This is a genomic window from Pseudofrankia saprophytica (genome assembly GCF_000235425.2).
GTDB classification, from domain to species: Bacteria; Actinomycetota; Actinomycetes; order Frankiales; family Frankiaceae; genus Pseudofrankia; species Pseudofrankia saprophytica.
Window position 1 is genome coordinate 777,071 of the sequence record NZ_KI912266.1, and the last position, 20,379, is coordinate 797,449.

The following is a 20,379-nucleotide window of genomic DNA, read 5'->3' on the forward strand; positions in this document are numbered from 1 at the left end:
GAGCGCTCGGCGAGCGGCGCATCGTGTCCGTATCACCGAAGGCGCCCGGAACGTCCGGGCGCGGGTGACTCCACGGAGGTGTGGCGCGGTGGCGATTCCTCGCAGGATTCCGGTGGCGTTCGGGGACGTGTTCCCGAACGGTGCGTACGTGCTCGGTGTGGAGCCGTCGAACGACTTCGAGAAGATGCGGGCGGGCGCGCCGGATCCGCAGGAGCTCGACAAGGAGACCGGCGTTCGCCTGTGGGTGGTTCGGATCATGGATGCGGATCCGACGGCGCGGACGGCGGAGCTGAAGGTGAAGATCGCGGCGGAGGTGGCGCCGGTGCCACCGGACCCGATCCCGGGCACGCCGTTTCGGCCGGTGGAGCTGGTCGGGGTGCTGGTGATCCCGTGGGTGGACACGAACGGGTCGCGGCCGCGGCAGATGTTCGCGCTGCGGGCCTCGGGCCTGCGGCCGGCTACCCCGCTGCCGGCTCGGCGCACCCAGGCGGCGGCGTGAGCAGCAAGCGCACGTCACCGACGCGTCTGTCGGCGCATCTGGCGGTCTGCGCTGGGGCGTCGGTCTCCGTCTACACCTATGACGACCGGTCGCCGATCCTGACGCTGTCGACCGGGGACGTCACGGTCACGATCGCGCTGTCGACGACGGACCTCGACTCGACCGCGATGCGGTTCGCTCGGGACCTGGCGGACGCGGCGGCCCGGTTCGCCGAGAACTGCCAGCTTTTCACCGCAACCCCGAGCGCCACCGAGGCCGGCGAAACGTCCGGCCCGGCTTCGGCGGCGGTTCCGTCGATGTCGCGCGCGGCCTGATAGCCGCGTTTTATCGCGGGTTTCCCGGGGCGCCGGTCTGAATCGGCGTCGGCGCCTCGGGGCCTGCCCTCTTTTCTCACGTTTCCTTGCCCTGGCTTTGCCCTGCCGTGAAACGGGTGGTATTCGTCATGCCAAGAATCAACGGGGACCGCCGCATCCCGTCCCTACCCGCGCGCCACGACACGATCCGTGTACCGCTGTGGATGGTGCTCGTCGGCCTCGCGGCCCGGCTGTGCGGCCGGTTCGCGATGCTGCTCGTGCGACACCCGTTCACCGTCGCCGTCCTGGTCATCCTGACCGCGTTCTACCGGAGCACGGGCTTGCTCGGCCTGGCCGCGCTGGCCGGCGCGGTGCTGACGGTCGCGATCGTCTGGCGGCTGGTGCATCGGTGCTCGTTCGACCGGGCGGCCCGGTGGACCTGGGGCCGGCTCCGGTTCGTGGCCGTCTACCGCCGCAAGTGGCGGGCGGCGACCGTGCATTGCGGCCTGGCGATCCAGATCCCCGCCTCCAACGCGGAGCGGGTGACCTTTGACGAGTACTTCCCCCGTATCCGCGGCTTCCGCGCCTCGGTCGCGGTGGAGTCGCTGCGGGTGGAACTGCTACCCGGCCAGACTCCCGACGTCTGGGCGGAGCAGGCGGAGGCGCTGCGGCACATCTACCGGGCGCGGGCGTGCCGGGTCCGTGCGGAGCGGGTCGGGTTCGTCTGGGTCGACTTCTACCGCCGCGACCCGCTGGACACCGTCGTGCCCCCGGCGCCGCTCGATGGGCCGAACGCTCCGGGTGATCTCGAGAGCCTGCCGCTCGGCCGGCGGGAGGACGGCGCGCCGTGGCTGCTGCCGCTGCGCGGCTCCCATGTTCTGGTCGCCGGTGCCACCGGGTCGGGCAAGGGCTCGGTGCTGTGGTCACTGATCCGCGCCCTCGGCCCGGCCGTCTCCGCCGGACTCGCCGAACTGTGGGTCTGCGACCCCAAGGGCGGGATGGAGATGGCCGCGGGGGCGCCGATGTTCGCCCGGTTCGCCTACGACCTGCCCTCCATCGCCGACCTCCTCGACGACGCGGTAGCCCGCATGCAGTCCCGCGCCGACGGGCTGCGGGGTGTGTCCCGGCTCCATGTGCCGACCGTGGGCGACCCGCTGATCGTGGTCGTCGTCGACGAGATCGCCGCACTCACCGCCTACGCGACCGACCGCGATCTCAAGAAGCGACTGTCGGCCTCGCTGCCACTGCTGCTGTCGCAGGGACGGGCGCCGGGCGTGGTCGTGGTGGCCGCGGTCCAGGACCCGCGCAAGGAGACGCTGCCGTTCCGCGACCTGTTCCCGGTCCGGGTCGCGCTGCGCCTGGTCGAAGCCGATCAGGTCGACCTGGTCCTCGGCGCCGGCGCGCACGAGAAGGGCGCCCGCTGCGAAGACATCCCACCCGGCCAGCAGGGCACGGGCTACGTCGCCGAGGACGGCGGCGCCGAACCGATCCGGGTCCGCGCGTCCTTTCCCGATGACGCGGAAATCCGCCGGACCGTCGACCGTTACCGCGTCCCGGCCACCGGCTGGATACCAGAACTGCCGGCCATGCCTGTGCGTCCGCAGCTACCAGCGCCCGCCGTCTGGCCGGACGTGGTGGAGATCCTCCGGGCGCGCGGCTTCGGCGACGTCCTCGGCCTCGACCCGCCGGTCCGGCGGCGACGGCTCTCGTGGTCACGGCCCAAGGTGCGCGGCCGGCGCCCCGCTCCCCGCGGTCGGGCAGACGGCTGGGTTCCCGACCTGACCGAGTACGGCGACCCGTGGACCGACCAATGACCACCGTGGACCACGACGACACCGACCCCGGCGCGGCCAGTCCATCGACCGAGGAGCCGAGGCCTGGTTCACGGCTGGCCCGGATGCGCCAGCCACTCGCCCGCCACGTCGTCGAAGCAGTCGCCGTCGAAGAGGGCGTATGCGTGCGGCCGGTGGCGCTACGCCGCGTCGACCTCGACACCGGCGAGACCACCCTCATCCCCGCACCCTGCGGCGCCACCCTCGCGAGCAAATGCCCGCCGTGTGCGGAGCGGGCGCGGCGGCTGCGGATGGCGCAGTGCAGGAGCGGATGGCACCTCGACGACGAACCGCTGCCCGACCCTGATCCGCCGTCGGACGAAGCCAAGGACCTCTGCCGGCTGCGCGCCGATCTCGAAGCCCTCCGCAAAGAGTCCGAGCAAGCCGGCGACGCGGCCAACGTCGCCGACATCGACGGAGTGATCGGTCATGTCGACGAGGCCCTCGCCGAGCTCGGCGTACGCGGCAAGACAGCGCCGGACAACCGGGAACGGCCACGACGGATCCGCTCGACCCGGCGGCGACAGGACGCCGCGGACCTGCCTCGGCTACCCGTCGACAAGCGCACCATCGGCCGCACCTACACCGCCCCGGACGGCACGACCTGGCGGCCCTCGATGTTCCTCACCCTCACCTGCGACACCTACGGCCGCGTCCTAACCGACGGCACACCCGTCGATCCGGATTCGTACGACTACCGGCGGGCGGCGCGGGACGCGATTCACTTCGCGAAACTGATCGATCGGTTCTGGCAGAACCTGCGCCGCGCTGTGGGCTGGGACGTCCAGTACTTCGCGGTCCTGGAACCACAGCGACGGCTCGCCCCGCACCTACACGCCGCGTTCCGCGGAACCGTTCCCCGCATCGTGCTGCGCCAGGTCGCGGCCGCGACCTACCACCAGGTGTGGTGGCCGGCTACCGGCACGCCCGCATACGCGCCGGACGGTCCTGATCTGCCTACGTGGGACGAGCAGACGGGCAGCTACGTCGATCCGGTCACCGGGGCAGAGCTGGTCTCATGGGATGACGCGCTCAATGCCATCGGCCCGGACGACGAACCAGCCCATGTCGTCCGGTTCGGGCCGCAGATCCGCGCGGACGGCGTCACCGCCAACGGCGAGACCGCCGGGAAGTTGATCGGCTATCTGACCAAGTACCTGACCAAATCGTTGGATGGCTGCCACGCGGTCGAGACGGACCGCCAGCGGGCACACGTCGACCGGCTGGCGGCGGCGCTGCGCTATGAGCCGTGCTCGCCGATCTGCGCGAACTGGCTCCTGCACGGGATCGCGCCGAAGAACGCCCGGCCCGGCCTCGCTCCCGGCCGGTGCAAGGGCAAGACCCACCGGCGGGAAACGCTCGGCTTCGGCGGCCGGCGGGTCCTGGTCTCCCGCAAGTGGTCCGGCAAGACCCTCGGCGACCACAAAGCCGACCGGATCGACTTCGTCCGCGCCCAGCTCGAAGCCCTCGGCCACCGGCCCGACGACGGCAGTCCGGCAGAGCAGCCGGTCGCCAACTCGGCGAACGCGCCACGGCTGGCCTGGGAACTGGTCCGGCCCGGCGACCAGGATGCGCCCCGACGCGAACATCTGATCTTGCGCGCGATCGCGAACCGGCAACGCTGGCGCGCGCAGTTGATACCCCCGGACGCGACCGGACCCCCGGGCCGAGACCGGCCGTCCGCGGCCTGACCCGCCATCCGCTCCGACCCTCGCGCCCGGGAGAGACCGCCGTGACCAAGCTCCTACTGACCCCCGCAGAGGCAGCCGAACAACTCGGCCTCGGCCGCTCCACCGTCTACGAACTCCTCGCCACCGGCGAACTCGAATCCATCTGCATCGGCCGCGCCAGACGCATCCCCCACGACGCACTCCTCGCCTACATCGGCCGGCTCCGCGGCGGCCAGAACGGCACGGCGGCATGACACGGGCTACGCCACAGCAGGCGCGCGGACCTCCAACGCCGATCGCTACCCGGCGTCGGCTGGTCCAAGGTCGGGCCGATGCTCGGCAATCCAGCGCTCGACGTCCTCCGCGCGCCAGATCCGGCCGGCGGCGAGATCGGCAACGGGCTTCGGGAACGTCGGGTCACTGCCGGCGATCTGGCTCACGCGCTGCCGGCTCACACCCAGCCGCTTCCCGACCTCGGCGGCCCCCATGAGGTGATGCACACCAGAACCGTACTTGACGGTTGCCTACCCGGCATCCACACTCGACACCAAGGCACTAGGCAACCGTCAAGTGCCTGAACGGAAAGGCGGTCCCGGCGGGTGCGCCAACACCCAACCGGGACCTGAGACCCCACCCCTTGCATCCACAAGGAGCGAAGCCCTATGCCCATTTTCTCTTCCGGAGGCTTTGGCGCGTGGCGCACCCCTGGTGACGACTCGCCGCTCGTCTCGACGCAGACGACCGACACCGGCCACGAGCTGACGATCCGCCCCGGCGCCGACGTCGGCGACCTGGTGGCGATCCTCGCGGACCTCCCGCCGGACGCCTTCTTCACCGAGCACTTCGGCGACATCGACGTGGTCCTCGTCTTCCGGCACCTGCCCGGCACCCCGGCGCTCGTACCCGCGGGCGTGGCGCCCTCGACGGACCCGGCAGCGGCAGGCGTCTCCCGCCCGTAACGGCACCCCTGCCTGCACCACCCCCATTTTTCTTCCGTTCTCTGGCGGCCTTTCCAGCTGTCGGGGTGTCGGACGGGTCCAGGGTCGGCCGAAGGCCGATCGCGCAGCGACGCGCAGCGCCCTGGACGCGGCCGGCGCCCCGACAGACCCTCCTCCGCCCAGAGAACGGAACCCCAACCGGCACCCGGCAGCGGTAGACGCGCCCGGTGATCCGGTCCGCTCTCTTCCGGCAAGGAGCCGAACCGACCATGCCCGAAAACACGCCCACCCCACCGCGCATCACCCCCGCGCAGGCGCTTCACGAACACCTCGACCGGGCCGCGCTCGGCCAGGGCGTCGGCTACCCGCAGCCCGACGGCGAAACGAAATTCGCCTGCGACATGGAAGACAGCCCGTACGGCTGCCCCTGGTGCGATCACTTCGAGTGGCCCGACGGCAACCCGCTGGACGTGGCGTGATGGCCGCGCGCAAGGCACGCCGCGGCGATGGCGACGAGACGACCAACCAGGACTCGGTAGCCAGCACTGACACCGACCAGACCTCGACAGAACGAACGCGGCGCAACCGCCGTGCACACGGCGAGGGTTCGGTGTTCTGGCGCGAGGATCGGAAGCGCTGGGTCGTCGAGATCGACTACGGCATCGTGAACGGCAGGCGCAAGAAGGTACCGCGCTACTTCAAGACCCAAGAGGAAGCGATCGCGGCCCAGCAGGAGGCGCGGCAGGCTCAGGCCGACGGCGTCGCGAATCTTGACCGCCCCGCGCGGTTCGGCGACTTCCTGACGTACTGGCTCGACGAGGTGGTCATGCCGTCCGAGCGCGCGCTGTCCACGAAGTCCAGCTACCGCGACAACGTCGAGAACCACGTCCGGCCCGGCCTCGGGAAGATCCGCGTCGTCGACCTCAAGCACGAGGACGTGCAGCGCTTCCTGAACGGCAAGGCGGTAGCCGGCTACAGCACGTCGACCATGCGCACCTTGCGGACGATCATCTCTCAGGCACTCGACGAAGCGGTCATCACGGAGAAGGCATCCCGCAACGTCGCGAAGACGGTCCGCGTCCCCAAGGCCCGTAAGCCACGGCGTCAGGTCTCGGCGCTGAACCGTGACGATGGTCTCCAACTACTCGCGGCGGCTGAACCGACCCGGTTCTACGCGGTCTACGTCCTGCTCGCGATGGTCGGGCTACGACGCGGTGAAGTGCTCGCGCTGCGCTGGCGCGACTTCAACGAGAGCGCGGGCACCCTCCGCGTCGAACTCCAGGTGACCCGCGTTCGCGGCGTCCAGGGCCTCATCGTCGGGCCGACCAAGAGCCGCGCCGGCCAGCGGACGATCGCACTACCCGGGAAGTGCATCGACGTCCTGAAGACACACCGGCGCCACCTCGCGGCCGAACGACAGGCGGCCGGCAAGCGCTGGGAGGAGAACGGCTTGATCTTCCCCAACACCGTTGGTCGCTACCAGGAACCGCGCGCCCTGAACACGCACCTGGCCGCGCTGTGTAAAGAGGCGGGCCTACGCCACCTCGGCCCGCACGCCCTCCGCCACACCGCCGCGACCATGGCCTACGCCCTGGGCGTCGACTGGAAGCAGATTCAGGCGATGCTCGGCCACACGATGCTCTCGACCACGATGGACATCTACGTCGACATGGTCGAAGACGTCAGCCGCGACGCGGCGACCAAGCTCGATGCCTGGTTCGACACGGCGGACGACGCCGAGGACCAGGAGGACGACGAGCCGAGCGACCCGGACGACAGGGCGGAAGCGGGCTGACAGTCCCTAGCCTGTCAACTTGGCTGTCAAAGAGCAGAGCCCCGCGCTGCCTTGCGGCTGCTGCGGGGCTCTGACCTGTCTCGACCAGACGTGCGCTCGGAGGGACTCGAACCCCCAACCTTCTGATCCGTAGTCAGATGCTCTATCCGTTGAGCTACGAGCGCATCTTGCGGGTCCAGCGGTGTCGGCCGCTCCTAGCGGCTGACTGGAAGCAGCTTACAGCACGGACGGGGCGGCGATCGAACCGGTAGACGGGGTTCTCGGAGCCCAGGCCGGACAGGGATCTGATAGGCCTACGCGCCGGGAGCCTGCGGGGGTGACCAGGCGCGGCAGCGCCCAGGCATCTCCTTCGGGAGGTGTTCGACCTGTCGGCCGAGGCGGACCTGCGCGTCAGGCCGCTGGGCGGAGTGCCGCGCGACGGGTGGACGGGCGGACGGGCGGACGGGCGGACGACAGCGATGATCGCCGGGAGAGGGTAGATGATCGCCGCACCGGACGAGGTTCCGATGGCCGTTGCTGCCCATAAGGGGCGTGAGCGGAGACGGCCGCGCATCGCGGCGATGGGGACGGCGGTGGCTCCCAGGGACCATAGGGGATCGACTCCCAGGGACCATAAGGGATCGATAGGGCGACCGTAGTAAGGCACCGATCCCTGGCACCGGACGTTCGCCTTTCGGGACAAGAAGCCGGCAGCAATGAGGTTTCTTGCTCCGGCTTTCGTTAGGTGACGCCGCCCGTCCGACGATCATCTATTCGCGGCTGGATGATCCTTGTCAGGATTTCAGCATGAGGGCCCCACGAGAAGTGAGAGGCTTCGTGCCCATGCGCCATGCCGCCCGGCGAAGCCGTAACATCAGTTGCAGACTGGCGTTTTTGCCGGTCCGCGAGCGGGAGGAGCCGCGCACATGCCAGATCTGGGCGCACCGGAACTGATCATCATTGCGGTCGTGGTGCTGGTCCTGTTCGGCTCGAAGAAGCTGCCCGAGGCCGCGCGCTCGCTCGGACGCTCCATGCGCATCTTCAAGTCCGAGGTCAAGGCCATGGGCGACGAGGCCGCCCCGGCCGCCGCCCCGGCCGGGGCCACCCCGCCAGCTGCCACCCTGCCAGCCGCCATCGCGGCAGCCGCCGCGTCGCCGGCCGGCGATGCGGCCCCGGCGCCCGTCTCCACCACCGCCACGGCCAGCCACCCCGTCGAGGCCACCAAGGCCGCCGCGGTGGCCGACAAGGCCAACAGCGCCAGCTAACTTCACGCCCGGAATGGCCGGCCGCCTAGCGCGACCGAACACGGCGCCTACGACGTGACGTCATCGATTCAGCTCGGCGAATCCAGCTCGGCGACCATCGCGCGCTCCGGCGACGTTCGCTCGCCCGACCGTCACCACGGAAGATCGCGACGACTGTATCGAAATCCGAACTCCGAGCCCTCGCCAGTTCGGATTTCGATACAGAACCGACGATCAAGCTCCTGATGCGGCGGTGCCGCTGCGCAGTCCTGGCCAGAATCGCTTCCCCACAGCCGGTGGCACGCCCCACAACCCAGTAGCGGCTGACGGCTGACGGCTGACGGCTGACGGCTGACGGCTGACGGCTGACGGCTGACGGCTGACGGCTGACGGCTGACGGCTGACGGCTGACGGCTGACGGCTGACGGCTGACGGCTGACGGCTGACGGCTGACGGCTGACGGCCAGGTCTACTGCCGTCGCTGCCGCCTCCGCCAACGTTCACTGGCAGCACGCAGCCGGTAGATCACTACCTTCGTGTTGCCGCGGTTGCGGATCCGACCAGATCGCGACTGTGGCGACACATCCGCGGCGATCATGGTCGCGGACCGAGCGGTTCCTGCCGCCACGGCACCACAACGCCCACGCCCGACCCGCCCGCGTGCCCCCGCGCCCCCCGCACGCGCCCGCATGCGCCCGCGTGCGCCCGTCCTCGCCGGTGTCAGCGCTCGCCTCCAAGGCATCCGCGTGGACGGCGCCCCCAGGGGAACTTCGTTCGAGGGAAGAACTTCGTTGCAGGGCAGCGTCCCACCTGGGCCGTGGCATCCGGTGGCGGCCAGGAACGCCAGCCAAGGAGACCAAGGTCGCGTTCCCGCCGGACGAGGTCTCCTTGACACGTCAGACTGAAACCACATTCTATTATGAGTACGTCCCGCTCACCAGACCAGGGAGGTGCCCGTGGCCGCTCGGTACACGATCATCTCGGCTGACACCCACGCGGGTGCGAGCCATGAGACCTACCGCGAGTACCTCGACCCGTCGTTCAAGGAGGACTTCGACGCCTGGCGCGGCAGGTACAAGAACCCGTGGAAGGACCTGCGTGACACCGACCTGAGGGTCCGCAACTGGGATGACGACCGGCGCGACCGCGACCAGCTCTCCCAGGGCGTCGTCGGCGAGGTCATCTTCCCGAACACGGTGCCGCCGTTCTACCCGGGCTTCGTGCTGTTCGCCGGGCCGCCGACGGCCGAGGAATACCGCCACCGCCGCGCCGGCATCCACGCGCACAACCGGTGGCTTGCGGACTTCTGCGCCCGCAAGCCGGCACAGCGCGCCGGCGTCGGGCAGTTCTTCCTGAACGACATCGACGACGCCATCGAGGACATCACCTGGATCAAGGAGCATGGCCTGCGTGGCGGCGTGCTGCTGCCGAACGTGGCGCCCGATGTGAAGTGGGTGAAGCCGCTCTACGACCCGGAGTATGACCGGCTGTGGGCGGCCATCCAGGACCTGGAGATCCCGCTCAACCTGCACGGCGGCACCGGGTCGCCCAACTACGGCCGCTACGCGGCCACCCCCGCGCTCATGATCAGCGAGGTGGGCTTCTACGGCATGCGGCCGTTCGTCCACCTGCTGCTCGCCGGCATGTTCGAGAAGTTCCCGCGGCTGAAGTTCGTCATCACCGAGTCGTCCGCGGCCGCCATCCCGCCGCTGCTCAAGCAGCTCGACGGCGTGCTGGAGAGCATCCGCGGCGGCGCGATCGGTGAGCTCAAATACCGCAAGGAGGACGCGATCCCGCGCTCGGCGACGGAGTACTGGCAGCAGAGCTGCTGGTCGGGGGCGAGCTTCCCCCGTCCCGCCGACATCGCCGCCCGCGACGTGATCGGGCACGACCGGTTCATGTGGGGCAGCGACTACCCGCACGACGAGGGCACGTCGCCGTTCACCCTGGAGGCCATCCGTCAGGTGCTGCACCACCTGCCCGAGGCCGAGGTGCGCGACATCCTGGCCGGCAACGCGGCGAAGCTCTACGACTTCGACCTCGACGCCCTCGCCCCGCTGGCCGCCGAACACGGCCCGACGGTCGAGGAGGTCGCCACGCCCCTCGGCGCCCTCCCGGAGAACGCGAACAAGGCCCTCCGCGACGCCCAGGCCCAGCTGGTGGCGGCCTAGTTCTCGGAGCCATCCAGCAGCAACAACTAGCCGACGGCCGTTGGCCCCACCGCCCAGGACTTGGCGGTGGGGCCAACGGCATGTCGCCGTCCCGGCCCCCAGCTGCGCTCGGTCTCGGCCGCGTTCCACCTCAACCGCGTTCCACCTCGACCGTCTCGGCCGCCTTCCGCCTTCCGCGTCGGTCTCCGAAGCCGGGCACCGGTCGGAGCGCACAAGCGTCCTGGTCAGCGGGCAGCGAGGGTCAGGAAGGTTCGGCGAGCCGCCCGGCGGGCCAGCCTGACGACCAGCGGGCGGGCGATGGCCGGCATCTGCGCGGTGAGCCGGGCAAGACCGTCCGGCCCGGCAGCCTGCTCGATCATGCCCAGCGACAGCAGCACCTGGCGGGGCGAGAGTCTCACCGAGCCGCCCTGGCCGAGTTCGGACCATTCCTTCGCCGTGAGCAGCAGGGCGGCGAGCGGCACGACCTCGCCTTCCTCGTCGTCGAGATGCTCCTCCACGGTGACGTCCAGATCCTCCAGCAGACCCGCCAGCTTGTCGCGCGCCGCCAGGCCCGCGCCGGGCCGCCAGGCGGCGGCCGTCCGTCTGGCCTCCGCTGCGAGCCGGGCCACCGCGTCGTGCTGGTCCCGCGCCGCGACGACCATCGTGGCCGCGGCCGGCTCCCGCTCCGTGAGCCGGGGCCACAGCACCCGGTCCTCGCCGGCGTGGTGCTCGTGCAGCAGGGTGAGGAGCAGTTCCAGGTGGTCCGCGACCGCGCCGGCCCGCCGGCTGTCGCCGGGCTGGACATCACGGACGAGGTCGGGCAGCAGCCCGAGCTGGTGCCGGAACATCGCGTGCACGACGAACATGTCCGACGTGTCGATCACCCCGTCATCCGTCGGTGCGGAGCCGACCGGTGCGGAGCCGACCGGTATGGGGCTGACCTGTATGGGGCTGACCGACGAGTGAGCCGGCGTGCTGGCGTTCGACGCGGTGCCGCGGGTGGCCGCGACGACGACCCCGGCGGCCGAGGGCCGTAGTGGCGCCCGGCGCGCCCAGCACACCGCGGCGGCCACCGAGGTCGCCGCGAGCAGCAGCCCCGTCTCGGTGCCGAACCAGCCGGTGGCGGACCGGTCCACGGTCGCCGGGGCCACCACCAGGTAGAGGGTCGCGTTCACCGCGGCGTGCGTGACCACGACGGGCCACAGCCCATACCGCAGCCGCTGCCAGGCCAGCGTCGAGCCCAGGGCGGTAAGCGCCACGGCGAACAGCGCCGCCGCGATGGGTGTGGGCACTCCATCCGGGGTGCCGCCCAGCACGATGATGATCGGAAGGTGGAAGGCCGACCAGATCAGGCCGCCGAGCAGCACCACCCGCGCAGGCGAGTTGCTGGTGGCCAGGTGTGGCAGCAGCACCCCGCGCCACCCGACCTCCTCCCCGACCGCGAGCAGGAGGTAGGGAAGACACCCGACGGTCACGCCGAGCAGGATGGCCAGCGCCGCCCCCGGCCCGGTTGGCAGCCCGTCGAGGTTGAAGCCGCCGGCGAGCTTCGCGCCGTCGAAGCCGCCGAGGCCGGTGAGCCACAACAGGATCCCGGCCAGCAGCGGGTAGGCGACGCCGTACGCCCAGGCGAGGCCAAGGGCACGCGCCGAGGTGCGGCGCCAGCCCCAGTCCCAGCCCGCGGAGCCGCGGCCATCCGGCCGGCGCCGTACCGACGGACGCTGTGCCGAAGGACGCCGTACCGGCAGACCCGCGACCGACAGACGCGCGACCGCCGCGCCCACCAGAGGCCAGGCCGCCTGGCCGTACATCGCCGCCTGCCCCAGCGCGGAGGCATCGCCGAGATGGCTGACATCGACGGACTGGTTCACCGCCACGCACGTGCTCGCGGCGGTGAGCCCGAAGGTGGTGGCGAGGAAGACGACCACCTCGCGGCGCGGACGCCGGCCGGTGGCTGCCTGGCCCTGTTGGGCGCGGCCGGCGGCCGACGCGACGCCAGGGCCGGAGCCGGCGGCCGGCGGGACGCCGGGGTCATGGATGAACGAGGCGCCGAGGTCGCGGGGCGACGGGTTCGGGCGCTGGGAGGCGGTGTCCGTTCCTGTATGGGTCATGGGTCGACCGTCGTCGCGGTGCCTGGTATGGACCTGGTGACGTCCTGGTACGGACCTGGTGACGTCCCCTGGTACCGCGCTGCTGATGCCGACCGGCCAGACGCCCGCGGGCCGCGTCGCTACCGTGGCGCCATGCGATTCGAGGTGCTGGGCGCCGTCACGGCGCGGGACCACCAGGATCGCGAGCTGGACCTGGGCACCGGCCGCGCGGCCACCCTTCTGGCGTTGTTGGTCGCGCAGCGGGAGGCTCCGCTGTCGCCGGCCCGGCTGGCCGACCAACTCTGGTCCGGGCGGCCGCCCGCGACCGCGGCCACGACCCTGCAGGGCTGGATCTCCCGGCTGCGCCGCCGGCTGGAGCCCGGTGTTCCGGCGGCGCGAGCCCAGCTGCTGGTCACCAGATCCGTCGGCTACCAGCTGGTGCTGACCGACCCGGTGGGTCAGCTCGACGCCGCGGCGTTCCACCGGGACGCGGCGACGCTCGACGTACAGCTGAGAGCCGGCCGCCCGGATCTCGCCGCCGCGGCCGGGCGGGCCGCGCTGGCCCGGTGGCACGGCGACGAGCCCTATGGCGGCCTCCTGGACGAGGCGCTGCCAGAGGAACCGGGCCGGCTACGGGAGGAGCGGCGCCTCGTCACGGAGCGGTTGGCGCTCGCCCGGCTGGATCTCGGCGATCATGTCTCGCTGCTCGGCGAGCTGGCGGCCGCGGTGTCCGCCGAGCCGACGCGCGAGAGCCTGTGGGCGATGCGGGTGCTGGCGCTCTACCGGGCGGACCGGCAGGCGGACGCGCTTGCCGCGCTCACGCGCGTGCGCGGCCTGCTACGTGACGAACTGGGTCTCGACCCCGGCGCGACGCTGCGAGCCGTCGAGACCGCGGTCCGACGCGCGGATCCGGCGGCGGCGGCCCCGGGCTGGTGGCCAGGCCGGCGGCCGGTCGCCGACGCCGCCGGCAGGCCGACCGCCACCACCGGCGGGCCGGTCATCACGGTGCCGTCATCCCGGCCGGTGTCACCGTTCGTCGGGCGGGCGGCCGAGCTGAAGCGGATGTCCACCGTCCTCGCCACGCTGCCAGCCGATGCCGATGCCGATGCCGATGCCGGGGGCGGGAGCGGGAGCGGGGGTCGGGGCGGAGCCGAGGCCGGGGCCCGGTCGCTGGTCGTGTCCGGGCCTGCCGGCGCAGGCAAGACCCGGCTGCTCGCGGAGCTGCTTGCGCCGTCGCCCAGCACCACCGCGCCGCCGGGGCTCGCGCGGCCGCGCTGGGTCCGCTGTCACCCGGGTGACGACGCCCCGCCCTACGATCTGTGGCGGCGGCTGTTCCCGGAGCTGGCGGCACCGCCGGACGCCTCCACGCGGTCCTGGGCCTTCGCGGTCACGGCGGCGGTCAGCGCCGATGATCGCTCCAGCCATGCCCCCAGCGGCCGCGCGACGGTGATCGTGGTGGACGACCTGCAGTGGGCCGACGCCGCTTCGCTGCGGGTGCTGGCCATCGTGGTCCGCGAGCTCGCGGGACGGCCCGCGCTGTTCGCCGCCACGGTGCGCGACGACTATTTGGGCGGCGCCGGGGAGCCTGTCGGCGCGGAACGCTCCGGCGGAGACCGGAGCGACGACGATCCCGTCGTCGCCGCGCTCGGCGCGCTCGGGCGGCTTCCCGGCGACCACCTGCGCGTCGGGCCGCTCGCCCCGGCGGCGGTGGCCGAATACGTGGCCGCGGTGGTGCCCGGCGCGACGTGGGACGACCCGGGCGCGGTCGCGGCGCTGGTGGCCGAACGCTGCGGCGGCAACGCCTTCTTCATGACCGAGCTCACCCGGCTCGTCGCCGCCGGCCGGCCCGCGGCCGACCTCCCGGAACGGGTGGTCGACGTCGTCAGCTCGCGGGTGGCCGAGCTGGGCGAACCGGCACGCGGGCTGCTGCGCGTCGCGGCCGTGCTCGGCGAGGACGTTCCTGCGGATGTCGCCGGGCAGGTCGCGGCGGTCGCCGACGCGGGCAGGCTGGACGAGGCTCTCGACGTCGCCGCGCGCGCCGGGCTCGTCGTCGACGAGCCCGGCGTGGTGCGTTTCGCGCACGCGCTGGTGCGGGAGGGGCTGGCGGCGCGCACGCCCCCGCGGGTTCAGGCCAGCTGGCATCGGCGGTGCGCCGACCTCCTCCAGTCCCGCGGCGCGGGCGTGCAGGCGGTGGCCGACCATCTGCTGCGCGGCGATGATCCGCGCGCCGCCGCCGCCGCGCTCGCCGCCGCCTCGGCCGCGCTCGCCGTCGCGGACTTCGACGGCGCCGTCGGCTGGGCGCGCCGCGGGCTCGAACGTGCCCCAGCCGCGGACGCGCCGCTGCGCGTTCGGCTCGGTCTGGCGGCCGGCAGGGCGCTGCGCCGTGCCGGCCGGCTCGCCGAGGCCGACGCCCTGCTCGCCGGCACCCAGGACGACGCGCTGCTCGCCGGCGAGGTGGATCTCGCCGCCCTGGCCGCGTTGGAACGATCGGGTGGGCCGGTCACCGGCTACTGGTCGATGGCCGGCGAGACATCCCCCGACCTGCGCGCGCTGCTCACCGTCGCGCGCGAACTGCCGGGGCTCGGGACGGCGGTCGCCGGCGCGCTGGACGCCGCGTGCGCCGCGCGGTTCGCGCTGGCGGGCGATGTGGAGCGCGCGCGACGCCATCTGGCCGCGGCCCAGGCGGCCTTCGACGCGACCACCGAACGGCCTCGACCCGCGGCGGGCAATGGACCGTCCCCGTCCAGCCCGGCGGTGGAGGTCGGCCCGGGGGCCACCGCGTGGGCCAGCGCCGACCTCGCGGAGGTCCATGGCCTGGAGCAGATGGTGCTGCTCGCGCAGTTCCTGACCTGGTGGCTGCCAGACCTGGCGGTCCGGCGGCTGGCCGTGCTCGACCGGCTCGGCGAGCTCGCCGGTGACGACGTCGGCGCCCGGCTCACAGTCACCCACCTGCGGGCGCTGACCCTCCTGGAGCTCGGCGAGCTGGAAAGGGCGGACGGACAGGCGCGGCTGCTCGCCGCCACGGCGAGCCGTCTGCGCTACGACGACTTCACGTTGGTCGCCGCCTGGTGGCGGGCGATGCGTGACCTGATGTCCGGCCGGCTCGACGAGGCGATCGAGGCCGCGGAGTCGGTGTTCTCGCCGTTGCTCGTGGCCTCCCCGGAGGCGGCGGTGGTGGCCCGCACCTCGGTCGAGGCGATCGGCGGGATGGTGGCCTGGGAGGGCGGCGCGCTGGCCGACATACTGCCCGGGCCCGAGGAAGCGCCGCCCACGGACCATGCCGGCTGGCTGATCGTCCGTGGCCTGGGGCTGGCACAGGCCGGCCACATCGGCGACTCGCTCGCCGCCCTCGCGTCCGTCCTGCGGCCGGGCCTTCCCGCGCTCGGTTCCGGCCCGGTGGCCACGAGCTCGCTGATCCTGTTGACGGAGTGGTGCTGGCACGCCCGGTCCAGCGCCCGCGCCCGTGAGTGGGCCCGGCCATTGCTCGACCGGGTGGAGGCGTGGGCCGACGCTGTCATCGTGTTCGCGCCCGGCGGCGTCTGCATGGGCTCCGGTCATCTCTACGTCGGCACGCTCGCCGCCATCCTCGGCGACCGTGAGCGCGCGCGGCGCGAGCTCGGCGCCGCGATCGCCGTCCACGAACGCCTCGACATGCCCCGGTTCGCGGCCCGCGCTCGCGAACGCGCGGAAGCGGTCGGCTGACGCGGAAGCGGTGGCTGACGCGGTCCGGATCGGTTCCCCGAGCGCCGCGGCCCCGCGCCGGGACGGACGGGCGTGGCGCGGTGAACGGGCACGGATGGTCCAACCGGTTCGACCGCGGGCGGGAAGCGCGGGAGACTCGGAGCGTGCAGTCTCCCGCGCTTCCCCGGTACGGCGAGGGTTCCTTGGCCGAGCTGGTGCCGGCATTGCTCGGCACGGTCGGAGCCCCGGGTTTCACCGAGGCTCCCCGGCTTGGGCTGGGCGAGGCACGATCGGTCTGCCTGCTGCTGGTCGACGGGCTTGGGGACGAGCTGGTGGCCGCGAACGCCGACGTCGCTCCCACCCTGGCCGCTCACCGCTCCGCGGCCCTGACGACCTGCTATCCGTCGACGACCGCGACCAGCATCACCTCGATCGGCACCGGCCTCTCACCGGGCGAGCACGGGGTGGTCGGCTATCTCTGGGAGCCCTATCCGGGGGCCGAGGGGCTGTTGAACGCGCTGCGCTGGCAGTTCCAGGGCCGGGACAGCACGGCCTTGGACATCATCGTGCCCGAGCAGGCGCAGCCCGAGCTGACCGCTTTCGAGCAGGCCACCGCGGCCGGGATCTCCGTGACCGTCGTCTCCCAGCCGCTCTACCGCGATTCGGGGCTGAGCCGGATGGCGCTGCGCGGCAGCCGCTTCTCCGGCGCGTCGACCTGGGGCACCCTGGTCGAACGCGTCATCGAGGCGCTACGCGCGCCGGGATTCGTCTATGCCTACGTCAGCGACCTGGACACCACCGGGCACACGCTGGGTCCGGCGTCCGCCGGCTGGCGCGCACAGCTGGCGCTGGTCGACAGGCTGGTCGCGACGCTCACCGAGCAGCTTCCCGCCGACTCGATGCTCGTCGTCACGGGCGATCACGGAATGGTCACCGTCACCGAGGACGACCACGTGAGCCTGGACGGGCGGCCGTCGCTGCTGGCCGGGGTGCGCGCGATCGGCGGCGAGCCGCGAGCCCGCTACGTCTACGCCCAGCCCGGCGCCGCCGGCGACGTCCTCGCCGCGTGGCGCGAGGGGCTCGGCGAGCACGCGTGGGTGGTATCGGCCGAGCAGGCGGTCGCGGACGGCTGGTTCGGTCCGAAAGTCACCGAACGGGCCATCCCCCGCCTCGGCGACGTCATCGCGGCGGCACGCGGCACCAGCGTGCTCGTCCGCCCCGACGTCGAACCCCGACTGACCACCATGCGCGGCCACCACGGCTCCCTCACGCCAGCCGAACAGCTCATCCCCCTGATCCGTATCCGCGCCTGACTCCTCCTCTCACGCCTCTCCTCCCGTGCCTCTCCTCCCGCGGGCAGGCAGACGCCGGGTCAGGTCGGCGGGACGCCGGAGTGCGTCACATCCAAGGTGAACGCGCGGGCCAAGACCGCTAGCGTTCTCGCCATGACGACCTTGGGAGAGCGCGGGTCGACGGGCGACGGGTCGACGGACGGTCGCGTCGCGCGGTGGCGGTCGCCGCTGTTCACCCCGGCGAACCGGCCGGACCTGATCGCCAAGCAGGCCCGCTTCGGCGCCGACATCGTGATCGTCGACCTCGAGGACGGGACGCCGCTGGGCGCCAAGCCCGAGGGCCGCGAAGGCGCGGTCACCGCGGTGCCGAAGCTGCGGGCCGAGTTCGGCGGCGCGATCATGCTGCGGGTGAACGGCGTCACCGACGCGGAGAACTTCGACGCCGACCTGGACTGCTACGCGGCGCTCGACGTCGACGGCATCGTCGCGCCGAAGATCGAGACGGTGGAGGACGTCGACCGGCTCGACGAGGCGCTGCGCACCCGCGGCGTGACCGACCGGTCGGTGATGTACGGGCTGGAGTCGGTCGCGGGCGTGCACCGGGCGGCCGAGGTGCTCGCCCACGCAGCCAGGAACGCCCGCGTCGACGCGGCGTACTTCGGTGCCGAGGACTTCATCGCCGATCTCGGCGGGCGGCGCACCCGGTCGAACGCCGAGGTGCTGTACGCCCGCTCGCAGGTGGCGATCGCCTGCCGGCTCGCCGGGGTCGTGGCGCTCGACCAGGTAACCACCACGATCAACGACCGGGAGCGGTTCCTGGAGGAGGCCTCGTTCGCCCGGGACCTCGGCTACGGCGGAAAGCTGTGCATCCACCCGGGCCAGGTCGCGATGGCGCACGAGGCGTTCACACCGTCGCCCGAGGAGTACGACCGGGCACGCCGGCTGCTCGACGCGTACGACGAGGCGCAGCGCGAAGGGCGCGGAACGATCAACTTCGAGGGCGGCATGGTCGACACCCCGCTCGTCCTGCAGGCCCGGCGCATCCTCGCCATCGGTGGCTGAGGCGGTCCCGGTGGCGGGCGCGGAGCGTCCGCCACCGGGACACCGCCCGATCGGTCAGTAGGAGCGGGGCAGGCCGAGGACGTGCTCGGAGATGTAGTTCATGACCATCTCCTGGGAGACCGGAGCGATCTTCATCAGCCGCGACTCGGCCCAGAAACGGCCCACCGGGTACTCCGTGGCGAAGGAGAAACCGCCGTGGGTCTGCATCGCCCGGTCCGCGGCGAAGAAGGCCGCGTCGGACGCCAGGAACTTCGCGGTGTTCGCGTGCTCCCCGCACGGAAGGCCCTGGTCGTAGCGCCAGGAGGCCTGCCGGATGACGAGCTCGGCGGCGGCGAGGCGCATGTGTGCCTCGGCCAGCGGGAAGGCGATCCCCTGGTTCTTGCCGATCGGGCGGCCGAAGACGACCCGCTCGTTGGCGTACTGGGTGGCGACGCGCAGCGCGGCCTTGCCGATGCCGAGCGCCTCGGCGGCGATGAGAATGCGCTCCGGGTTCAGGCCGTCGAGCAGGTATTTGAAGCCCCTGCCCTCCTCGCCGACCAGGTCGGACCCGTCGACCCGCAGGCCGTCGTAGCGCACCTCGCAGGACCCGACGGCGTTGCGGGCGATCTTGTCGATCTGGTGGATGTCGACCTCGGGCCGGCGCAGGTCGGCGAGCAGCAGCGTCATGCCGTCCGTGCGCTTCCTGACCTCCTCCAGCGGCGTGGTCCGGACCAGCAGCAGCACCTTCTCGGCGACGTGGCCCTTCGTCGTCCACACCTTCTGGCCGTGCACGATGTAGTCGTCACCGTCGCGGACGGCGCGGGTGGTGATCGACGTCGTGTCGGTGCCCGCGTCCGGCTCGGTGACGCCGAAGGCGACCTGCAGCTCGCCGGTGGCGACCCGCGGCAGGTACTTCTCCTTCTGCGCCTGGGAGCCGAACTTGACGACCGGGTTCATGCCGAAGACGGAGATGTGCAGCGCGCTGGCGGCGTTCATCGCGCCGCCGGAGGCCGCGACCTCCTCCATCACGATGGAGGCCTCGGTGATGCCGCCACCGCCGCCGCCGAACTCCTCGGGGATGGCAGTGCCGATCCAGCCGGCCGCGGCCATCTCGTTGTAGAACTTCCACGGGAACTCGTGGTTCTTCTCGTGCTGGCGCCAGTACTCGGCGTCGAACCCCTTGCAGATGTCCCGCACGGCCTCGCGGATGGCGGTGTGCTCGGGCGGTTCCTCGAACTCCATGGAGGCTCCCTCAGTCCGTCTCGTCCGCGGGCCGGCAGTGCATCAGCGCGGATCGGAACGCGCGGCAGACCAGCTCGTCGTACTGGTTGTAGCCGTCGTGGCGGAACTCCACGATCCCGACGCCGGGGCGCGAGCTCGACAACCGCGCCTTGGTCACCTCGGTGATGACGTGCAGGGTGTCGCCCGCGAACATCGGCTTGGGGAACTCGATCGAGCCGAAACCCAGGTTCGCGACCGTGGTCCCAAGCGTCAGCTCCGGCACGGCGAGCCCGACGACCGTCGCGACCGTCATCATCGAGTTCAGCAGCGGCCGCCCGAACTCGGTCTTGGACGCGAACTCGTGGTCGAGGTGCAGCGGCTGGGGGTTCATCGACAGCGTGGTGAACAGCACGTTGTCGGTCTCGGTGAGCGTCCGGGTGATCGCGTGGTGGACGACCGTCCCGACCGGGAGCTCCTCGAACCAGGAACCCATTCTCCGGCTCAGCGCACTCGCCTCCTCAGGTTCGGTGCCGGGCCGTTCCGGCACCTGAGACCACACACGGGCTCACTACAGCACGCCGAGCGACCGTCGCGCCCCGAGAAGTGGCGCGTGCCGCCGCTCGTCCGGCTGGTCCCGCTCTCCCGATCCGATAATTA

The 20,379-nt window shown here is 72.1% G+C and carries 17 protein-coding genes and 1 tRNA gene; 13 read left to right on the top strand and 5 right to left on the bottom strand.

All coding sequences use genetic code 11. The annotated features are described in order from the left end of the window. Nucleotides 1–88 precede the first annotated feature (88 nt). From FRCN3DRAFT_RS0203460 to FRCN3DRAFT_RS0203480, 5 genes are all read left to right on the top strand, one after another. The gene (locus FRCN3DRAFT_RS0203460; RefSeq protein WP_007508768.1) at nucleotides 89–499 is read left to right on the top strand and encodes a hypothetical protein; all 411 of its coding nucleotides are present in this window, start codon (nucleotides 89–91) and stop codon (nucleotides 497–499) included. Continuing rightward, complete coding sequence (locus FRCN3DRAFT_RS0203465) at nucleotides 496–813, top strand: hypothetical protein (protein ID WP_007508767.1); 318 nt, start codon at nucleotides 496–498, stop codon at nucleotides 811–813. The genes FRCN3DRAFT_RS0203460 and FRCN3DRAFT_RS0203465 overlap by 4 nt, the downstream gene beginning before the upstream one ends. Nucleotides 814–941: 128 nt before the next feature. Next, nucleotides 942–2,606: an FtsK/SpoIIIE domain-containing protein gene (locus FRCN3DRAFT_RS42440; RefSeq protein WP_007508766.1), complete on the top strand. Its 1,665-nt coding sequence runs from the start codon at nucleotides 942–944 to the stop codon at nucleotides 2,604–2,606. Further along, the gene (locus FRCN3DRAFT_RS0203475) at nucleotides 2,603–4,315 is read left to right on the top strand and encodes a replication initiator (RefSeq protein ID WP_007508765.1); all 1,713 of its coding nucleotides are present in this window, start codon (nucleotides 2,603–2,605) and stop codon (nucleotides 4,313–4,315) included. Before FRCN3DRAFT_RS42440 ends, FRCN3DRAFT_RS0203475 begins: the two co-directional genes overlap by 4 nt. A 41-nt stretch (nucleotides 4,316–4,356) precedes the next feature. After that, nucleotides 4,357–4,548: a helix-turn-helix domain-containing protein gene (locus tag FRCN3DRAFT_RS0203480; RefSeq protein WP_007508764.1), complete on the top strand. Its 192-nt coding sequence runs from the start codon at nucleotides 4,357–4,359 to the stop codon at nucleotides 4,546–4,548. Between the two features lie 45 nt (nucleotides 4,549–4,593). On the opposite strand, the gene FRCN3DRAFT_RS0203485 is transcribed toward FRCN3DRAFT_RS0203480, so the two are convergent. Continuing rightward, on the bottom strand, nucleotides 4,594–4,794 hold the full coding sequence (locus FRCN3DRAFT_RS0203485; protein ID WP_335341664.1) for a helix-turn-helix transcriptional regulator: 201 nt from the start codon (nucleotides 4,792–4,794) through the stop codon (nucleotides 4,594–4,596). Between the two features lie 162 nt (nucleotides 4,795–4,956). On the opposite strand from FRCN3DRAFT_RS0203485, the gene FRCN3DRAFT_RS0203490 reads away from it, so the two are divergent. From FRCN3DRAFT_RS0203490 to FRCN3DRAFT_RS0203500, 3 genes are all read left to right on the top strand, one after another. Further along, nucleotides 4,957–5,253 carry a hypothetical protein gene (locus FRCN3DRAFT_RS0203490; protein ID WP_007508761.1) on the top strand — a complete coding sequence of 99 codons (297 nt, stop codon included), beginning with the start codon at nucleotides 4,957–4,959 and terminating at the stop codon, nucleotides 5,251–5,253. A 248-nt stretch (nucleotides 5,254–5,501) separates the two neighbouring features. After that, the gene (locus FRCN3DRAFT_RS0203495; protein ID WP_007508760.1) at nucleotides 5,502–5,711 is read left to right on the top strand and encodes a hypothetical protein; all 210 of its coding nucleotides are present in this window, start codon (nucleotides 5,502–5,504) and stop codon (nucleotides 5,709–5,711) included. Next, a complete protein-coding gene (locus tag FRCN3DRAFT_RS0203500; protein ID WP_007508759.1) occupies nucleotides 5,711–7,027 on the top strand; it encodes a tyrosine-type recombinase/integrase in 1,317 nt (438 codons plus the stop codon). The genes FRCN3DRAFT_RS0203495 and FRCN3DRAFT_RS0203500 overlap by 1 nt, the downstream gene beginning before the upstream one ends. Before the next feature lie 91 nt (nucleotides 7,028–7,118). Here the strand turns inward: FRCN3DRAFT_RS0203500 and FRCN3DRAFT_RS0203505 are convergent. Continuing rightward, nucleotides 7,119–7,191, bottom strand: a tRNA-Arg gene (locus FRCN3DRAFT_RS0203505). A gap of 741 nt (nucleotides 7,192–7,932) precedes the next feature. Here FRCN3DRAFT_RS0203505 and tatA point away from each other — a divergent pair. Both tatA and FRCN3DRAFT_RS0203515 read left to right on the top strand, forming a co-directional pair. Beyond that, nucleotides 7,933–8,271, top strand: coding sequence for a Sec-independent protein translocase subunit TatA (tatA, locus tag FRCN3DRAFT_RS0203510; RefSeq protein WP_007508758.1), 339 nt, complete (start codon nucleotides 7,933–7,935; stop codon nucleotides 8,269–8,271). Between the two features lie 935 nt (nucleotides 8,272–9,206). Continuing rightward, nucleotides 9,207–10,421 (top strand): amidohydrolase family protein, encoded by a 1,215-nt coding sequence (locus FRCN3DRAFT_RS0203515; RefSeq protein ID WP_007508757.1) that lies wholly within the window; start codon nucleotides 9,207–9,209, stop codon nucleotides 10,419–10,421. A 224-nt stretch (nucleotides 10,422–10,645) separates the two neighbouring features. Here the strand turns inward: FRCN3DRAFT_RS0203515 and FRCN3DRAFT_RS50985 are convergent, their stop codons facing one another. Continuing rightward, entirely contained in the window at nucleotides 10,646–12,508 is a 1,863-nt protein-coding gene (locus tag FRCN3DRAFT_RS50985) for a hemerythrin domain-containing protein (protein ID WP_007508756.1), read from the bottom strand. Nucleotides 12,509–12,640: 132 nt separating this feature from the next. On the opposite strand from FRCN3DRAFT_RS50985, the gene FRCN3DRAFT_RS0203525 reads away from it, so the two are divergent. From FRCN3DRAFT_RS0203525 to FRCN3DRAFT_RS0203535, 3 genes are all read left to right on the top strand, one after another. Further along, nucleotides 12,641–16,189 carry an ATP-binding protein gene (locus tag FRCN3DRAFT_RS0203525; protein WP_007508755.1) on the top strand — a complete coding sequence of 1,183 codons (3,549 nt, stop codon included), beginning with the start codon at nucleotides 12,641–12,643 and terminating at the stop codon, nucleotides 16,187–16,189. A 143-nt stretch (nucleotides 16,190–16,332) separates the two neighbouring features. After that, entirely contained in the window at nucleotides 16,333–17,481 is a 1,149-nt protein-coding gene (locus tag FRCN3DRAFT_RS0203530) for an alkaline phosphatase family protein (protein ID WP_007508754.1), read from the top strand. A gap of 132 nt (nucleotides 17,482–17,613) precedes the next feature. Beyond that, nucleotides 17,614–18,522 carry an HpcH/HpaI aldolase/citrate lyase family protein gene (locus tag FRCN3DRAFT_RS0203535; protein ID WP_051466120.1) on the top strand — a complete coding sequence of 303 codons (909 nt, stop codon included), beginning with the start codon at nucleotides 17,614–17,616 and terminating at the stop codon, nucleotides 18,520–18,522. Between the two features lie 54 nt (nucleotides 18,523–18,576). Here the strand turns inward: FRCN3DRAFT_RS0203535 and FRCN3DRAFT_RS0203540 are convergent, their stop codons facing one another. Together FRCN3DRAFT_RS0203540 and FRCN3DRAFT_RS0203545 are read right to left on the bottom strand one after the other, a co-directional pair. Next, a complete protein-coding gene (locus FRCN3DRAFT_RS0203540) occupies nucleotides 18,577–19,743 on the bottom strand; it encodes an acyl-CoA dehydrogenase family protein (RefSeq protein WP_007508751.1) in 1,167 nt (388 codons plus the stop codon). 10 nt (nucleotides 19,744–19,753) lie between these two features. Then, nucleotides 19,754–20,215 carry a MaoC family dehydratase gene (locus tag FRCN3DRAFT_RS0203545; protein WP_007508749.1) on the bottom strand — a complete coding sequence of 154 codons (462 nt, stop codon included), beginning with the start codon at nucleotides 20,213–20,215 and terminating at the stop codon, nucleotides 19,754–19,756. Between the last annotated feature and the right edge of the window lie 164 nt (nucleotides 20,216–20,379).